3 protein-coding genes and 2 pseudogenes are annotated in these 5,456 nt (G+C 38.7%); 3 read left to right on the top strand and 2 right to left on the bottom strand.

The window, feature by feature from the left end; genetic code table 11:
* Both MW688_RS23325 and MW688_RS23320 read right to left on the bottom strand, forming a co-directional pair.
* A pseudogene (locus tag MW688_RS23325) lies at window positions 1-182 on the bottom strand (hypothetical protein); the annotation flags it as partial.
* A 305-nt stretch (window positions 183-487) separates the two neighbouring features.
* A complete protein-coding gene (locus tag MW688_RS23320) occupies window positions 488-3,364 on the bottom strand; it encodes an esterase-like activity of phytase family protein (protein WP_486738409.1) in 2,877 nt (958 codons plus the stop codon).
* A 402-nt stretch (window positions 3,365-3,766) separates the two neighbouring features.
* Here MW688_RS23320 and MW688_RS23315 point away from each other — a divergent pair.
* From MW688_RS23315 to MW688_RS23305, 3 genes and pseudogenes are all read left to right on the top strand, one after another.
* Window positions 3,767-3,907, top strand: a pseudogene (locus MW688_RS23315) (hypothetical protein); the annotation flags it as partial.
* Window positions 3,908-3,973: 66 nt separating this feature from the next.
* Window positions 3,974-4,531, top strand: coding sequence for a calcium-binding protein (locus MW688_RS23310; RefSeq protein WP_486738408.1), 558 nt, complete (start codon window positions 3,974-3,976; stop codon window positions 4,529-4,531).
* Between the two features lie 410 nt (window positions 4,532-4,941).
* A partial coding sequence (locus MW688_RS23305) for a right-handed parallel beta-helix repeat-containing protein (protein ID WP_486738407.1) occupies window positions 4,942-5,456 on the top strand: 515 nt, incomplete at its 3' end.

The following is a 5,456-nucleotide window of genomic DNA, read 5'->3' as shown; positions in this document are numbered from 1 at the left end:
AAGCCTTTGTGTGGGCGCAAGCCTTTGTGTGGGCGCAAGCCTTTGTGTGGGCGCAAGCCTTTGTGTGGGCGCAAGCCTTTGTGTGGGCGCAAGCCTTTGTGTGGGCGCAAGCCTTTGTGTGGGCGCAAGCCTTTGTGTGGGCGCAAGCCTTTGTGTGGGCGCAAGCCTTTGTGTGGGCGCAAGCCTTGCGCCCCTACTACAAAATATAATTATTATCAATTAGCAACCGTAGTGGACTGTTTCAGTTAAAATAGGGCAATAGACAGGCTTAACTAAGGACATCAGTCTTATGAAGAGGTTGGCGAAATCAATTACCTAATGCACAGTTTTAGATGAAACGTTCCAGTAGGGTGCGAAGTGCGAAGTGTAACGCACCATATTTTTATATCACATCAAACATCTGATGGTTTGAGATGAGAAGGTTGAAAATAAAATAACCTCCCGTAAAGGGAGGTTAAAATCATATACTTATCTAACCAACAGGAGGTTAAACAAAAGCGAAACTATCAGCAGTAAGACTATCAGCATCTACATTATTAAGAACTGCCAAATCAGTATTTAAACCATTAATTACCGCATTACCATCTACAGAAGAGATATCTAAATCAGCAAAACTCAACTCAGTATTAGCAAAGCCAAGGACATCTTCTCCAGGAGTAAAGTCAGTAATCACATTAGCTTCACCTACTAACTCTTGAGTATCAGTAACCAACCAGAATTGATCAGCGCCATCTTCTCCAGTAACAACATTATTACCGTCACCATTACCCATAAAGAGTATATCATCACCGGAACCTGCAAGGATACGATTATTACTACCAGCAAAGAGTAAATCATCATCGCTACCTAAATCAATACGGTTGCCACCTGCGGCTAGAGATACATCAACTGTATCATCACCACTACCAGTAAAGAGATTTTGATCTTCTCCAATGAATCCTTTAGTCCCCAATACAGAGTCAAACTCGTCAGCATCACTAGAACCAGAAACAGTAGTAGGAACAAGTTCAGATTCACCACCATCAATACCATCGATACCTAAACGTTCATCTAAATCAAGAGTAATAGGTAATTCAATTTCGATGATTTCATTGTTATCGATATCTGGACCTCTGCCAATAGAAAAAGGATAGTTATTGTCATTGGCCACTAAGATGGTATTTTCATCAATAACTAAAACATCCTCGATAGTTACGAAGGGGAAGTCAAATTCAGTACTACCGTCACCATTGAGGTCGTTAGGATCTGCAATATCGAGTAAATCAACTACTAATTCTTTTTCTACAAAACCATCTTCATCTAAATTAGAGATATCGATTTTGAAGATTTTCTTAAATTCAGCATCTTCACCCTGTCCGCCATCACGTTCAATAACTAAGAATTCATTCTCATTGATGGGAGTAAAATCTCCTATAGCATGATTAGCTGCATCCATTTGATACAAGCCTGCTAAATCTTCAGCGAAGGTTTCTGTAGTTAAATCAAACTCGTAGATACGTAAAGAAGCTTCAGGATCTCCTGTTACAGTCCCCTCTAACATAGGATAGATAGTTTGGCGATCAGGACTAAAGGCCATTCCTTCAAAGCCGCGAGAACTAGATAAATTAGGCTCTTGACCCTCTTCTAAGAAGGGGTTATCAGGAGATATTACTAAATCTCCCGTTACAGATTCAACTACACCTACAGCAGTACCAGGGAAATCCGAGAAGAAACCGTCAAAACCAACCTCAATTAACTGTTCATACTCATCTTCAGGAGTTTGTGGAGTTCCATCAGCATTGAGAGTTAAGAAAATCTCTTCATCGCGTATAGTATAGGGATGTACCTGTAAACCTGCATCATGGGCATCTTCTACAAAGGATGTAATTTCACCAGTTAACTGAGTAGTAATTTCAGCATTACCATCGCCATCCCCATCTACAGGAGTATCTAAGGATTCCCTAAGTAAAATGTTATTTTTCCAAGGACCTGCACCTTCGGCGTAGTTATCACTCATCCACTCTAACACTTCAGGAGAGTCTATATCAGCATAGACAGTGCCATCAGTTAAGCCACCATCAGCTAAATTAACTAAATCGCCGTAGATTGCTTCTAAATCATTACCCTGTTCAACATTGTAACGAACGTCGTAGGGGGCAGAAAAAGGATCAGTAGGGTCTGCACTTTCAGTCGTATCACCGTATAACTGTACTAGGGGAATATCACCAATACCTTCTGCATCTAATAATCCTTGTAAATCAATGAGGTTTTCAATTTCAAAAGATTGAAGAAAGATGCGGTCAGGATCTGTAAATCCTTGGTTTACTAACTCCTCAACTACTTTTTCTTCTAAAGATAGTCCCTGGTTATCAAAGAAAGTAGGATGCTTGGTTTCAGGATAAATACCAATTTCTTTTCCAGTTTCTGCCTCTACTGCTTGTACTAAGTCAATAACCTCAGCAAAGGTAGGAATTTCATATAAACCGTTGAAAGACTGGTCACGATAAGGACGAGATTGTACTGCGCCTAATTGTTTGATTTCTTCAAGAGTAAAGTCTTCGGCGTAATAACCAGTGATTTCTACTCCATCAAGGATTTTAGTTGATTGACGGTCAGGGCCAAACACTTCAGCAACATTAGTCGTATCATCTAAAAGGGGCTCATGACGAGCAATTAAAACACCATCACTAGTAGTAACTAAGTCAGGTTCAATGAAATCTGCACCTAATTCAATTGCTAGTTCATAAGCTTCTAAAGTATGCTCTGGTAAAGTACCACTAGCGCCACGGTGGGCAATTACTAGGGGATCTTGACCGTTGAGGGTGTTTAAATTGGTGATGTTAGGGGTATCAAAAACTTCAAGTAACTCTCCCTCTCCGTTGAAGTGTAGTAAGAAGGGTCCAAACTCATCTCCAACCCAAATAGTGCCATCTTCTGCTAAAACGAAAGACTCAATATCAAAATCAGCACCAGTTAAAAGGCGATCGCTCGTTCCTTCGTTAACAATATCAAAAGGAACTATTTGATTAGGGTCTGATAGTTGAATAAAGTTTTCTACTTCTACAGTACCATCACCATTTTCAGAACCTGCGAAATTGGGATCAACTTGGTAGATTCTTAAGAGGTAATCAGCACTATTACTCTTACTACCAAATCCATTATCAGATAAGAACCAGAAACTATCTTCATCGGCAAATTGAACACCACTGAAGCCTTGAACAGGTTGACTATCAAAAGGAGTTTCCCGGTTATCAGTTTCTATAAAGTTACCGGAGGATGGACCTTCAGCGAAGGTATCAGCAGGCAATTCAGCGTAACCTACTAATTCAGACTCAGATACAGTCTGAGAGGCGATCGCCTCAAACATAGTTTCAACATTAGCCATTATTTTAATTTTAAAATGTAAAAATTTTTACCTTTCTCAATATAAAAGACTAAGGTTAAGATTTAGTAATCTTGAGTTTAAGCTTTGGTTAAACTCAGTAGAAGATGTGAGACTATCGGCGATCGCCAAACTCTGGAACAAAACAGAAAGTTTCGGAATTGTCAATAGCTTTGGGTAAAACTACCACATTTACTCAAATTTTAAAACCTTGGATAGACTCTCTCGACATTATGGTGTAAATTGAAGTAATAATACTTGATTCTCTGTTCTCTCCCTTCTTTTGCTATAGAACATAATCTACTACTTACAAGACAAAAACACATTTATATTTATTACATTAATTTAATTTGTAAAAATTTTCAGCTTTATTAATATAAAGGGTTAAAATTAAGATCAAAAAATATTAATTTTAAACTCACAGGTAAACATAATGATGACACAATTAGAGGGTTAGAAGGGAATGACGTCCTTAGAGGTAAAGCAGGAAACGATACCCTAAATGGAGGACCGGGAGGAGATCGCCTCACCGGTGGAGATGGCGCTGATACCTTTGTAGTCTTATCTGGGGAAGGTAAAGATATCATCAATGACTTTGTTCGAGGTGAAGATGTGTTGAGCAGCGACCTTGATTTTGCTTTTATCAACACTTTTGTAAATAATAGCGGCCTGAATCTTGTAGACAGCAATACTAATGCTATTTTCGCCGTCTTGAGAAATATCACTGAATTTACTCAAGATGATTATCTCCTTGATAATTCACAACCAGACATCGGTGAACCATCACTGATTGAAGGAACAGCCTTAAATGATACCCTCATAGGTACTGATGATAATGATACCATCAGAGGATTAGAAGGGAATGACGTCTTAAGAGGTGAACTCGGAGACGATATCCTAGAAGGAGGACCGGGAAGCGATCGCCTGTTAGGTGGAGATGGCGCCGATACCTTTGTGGTCTTATCTGGGGAAGGTAAAGATATCATCAATGACTTTGTTCGAGGTGAAGACCTCTTTAGCAGCGATCTTGATTTTGCTGAGCTAAACACTTTTGTAAATAATGGCAACCTGAATATTGTAGACAGCAATACTAATGCTATTTTCGCCGTCTTGAGAAATACCACTGAGTTTACTCAAACCGATTATATTCTTGTGGGCGATATGGCTTAGTTCCTGTTACAGGCTCTAGATTTGAGCTATAGCAAGCTCGCCAATAGATGTTGACAAAAATGATGAAAAGCCCCCCTTAGTAAGGGGGGTTGGGGGGATCTGTAAATATAAATATTGTTAACAGTACAACGCTCATTGCTATAGTTTAAAAGTTTCAGATTATTAGCCAAATAACTGCAAAGATCAAACCCGAGATTTTTGCAGTTATTTTTTAGTAACCTTTTAGTACAGCAGATCAACTTAAATAAATGTTATATTTTATACTTAATATCATCTACGTTTGATTAGTGATGATAAAATTAAATTAAAGTTAACCCCAAAAAAGTTGTTAACTTGATTAGTGTATGGTATCGCGCGACACAAAACCCTACATAAAACAACAGACAAATGAAAATGAGGATTGAGGAATTATGGCGACCTTTACAGTAGAAAGTTTAGCAGATTCCGGTAGTAATAGTTTACGAGAATTAATTGCGCAGGCCAATACAGCCACAGGACCAGATGTAATTAAATTTAATTCATCTTTAAACAATGGCACAATTTCCTTGGTGAGTGGGACATTAGCAGTAACTGATGAGTTAACGATAGACGCCTCAAGTTTAACAGAAGGAGTAACGATTCAGGGGAATGATACCTTTGGACTATTTAATGTAGAAGGAAGTAGTTTTACTATAGACAACTTGACTCTCACGGGAGGAAGTGCAAGTTTTTTAGGTGGTGCAATCAACTCTAATAATAATACAGTAATTAAGAACTCCACTATATCAAGTAATACGTCTGATTATATTGGAGGAGGTATTTATTCGGCTACTACAAACATAACCAATTCCACTATATCAGGTAACACGGCAGAGGATAGGGGTGGAGGTATCTTTTCTTACAGTGCAAGCATAACCAATTCCACCATATCAGGTAATACGGCAAA

The sequence above is a fragment of the Johannesbaptistia floridana genome (assembly GCF_057440575.1).
Note: the sequence above shows the minus strand (reverse complement) of the source record. Positions and strands in the feature narration are given on the sequence as shown.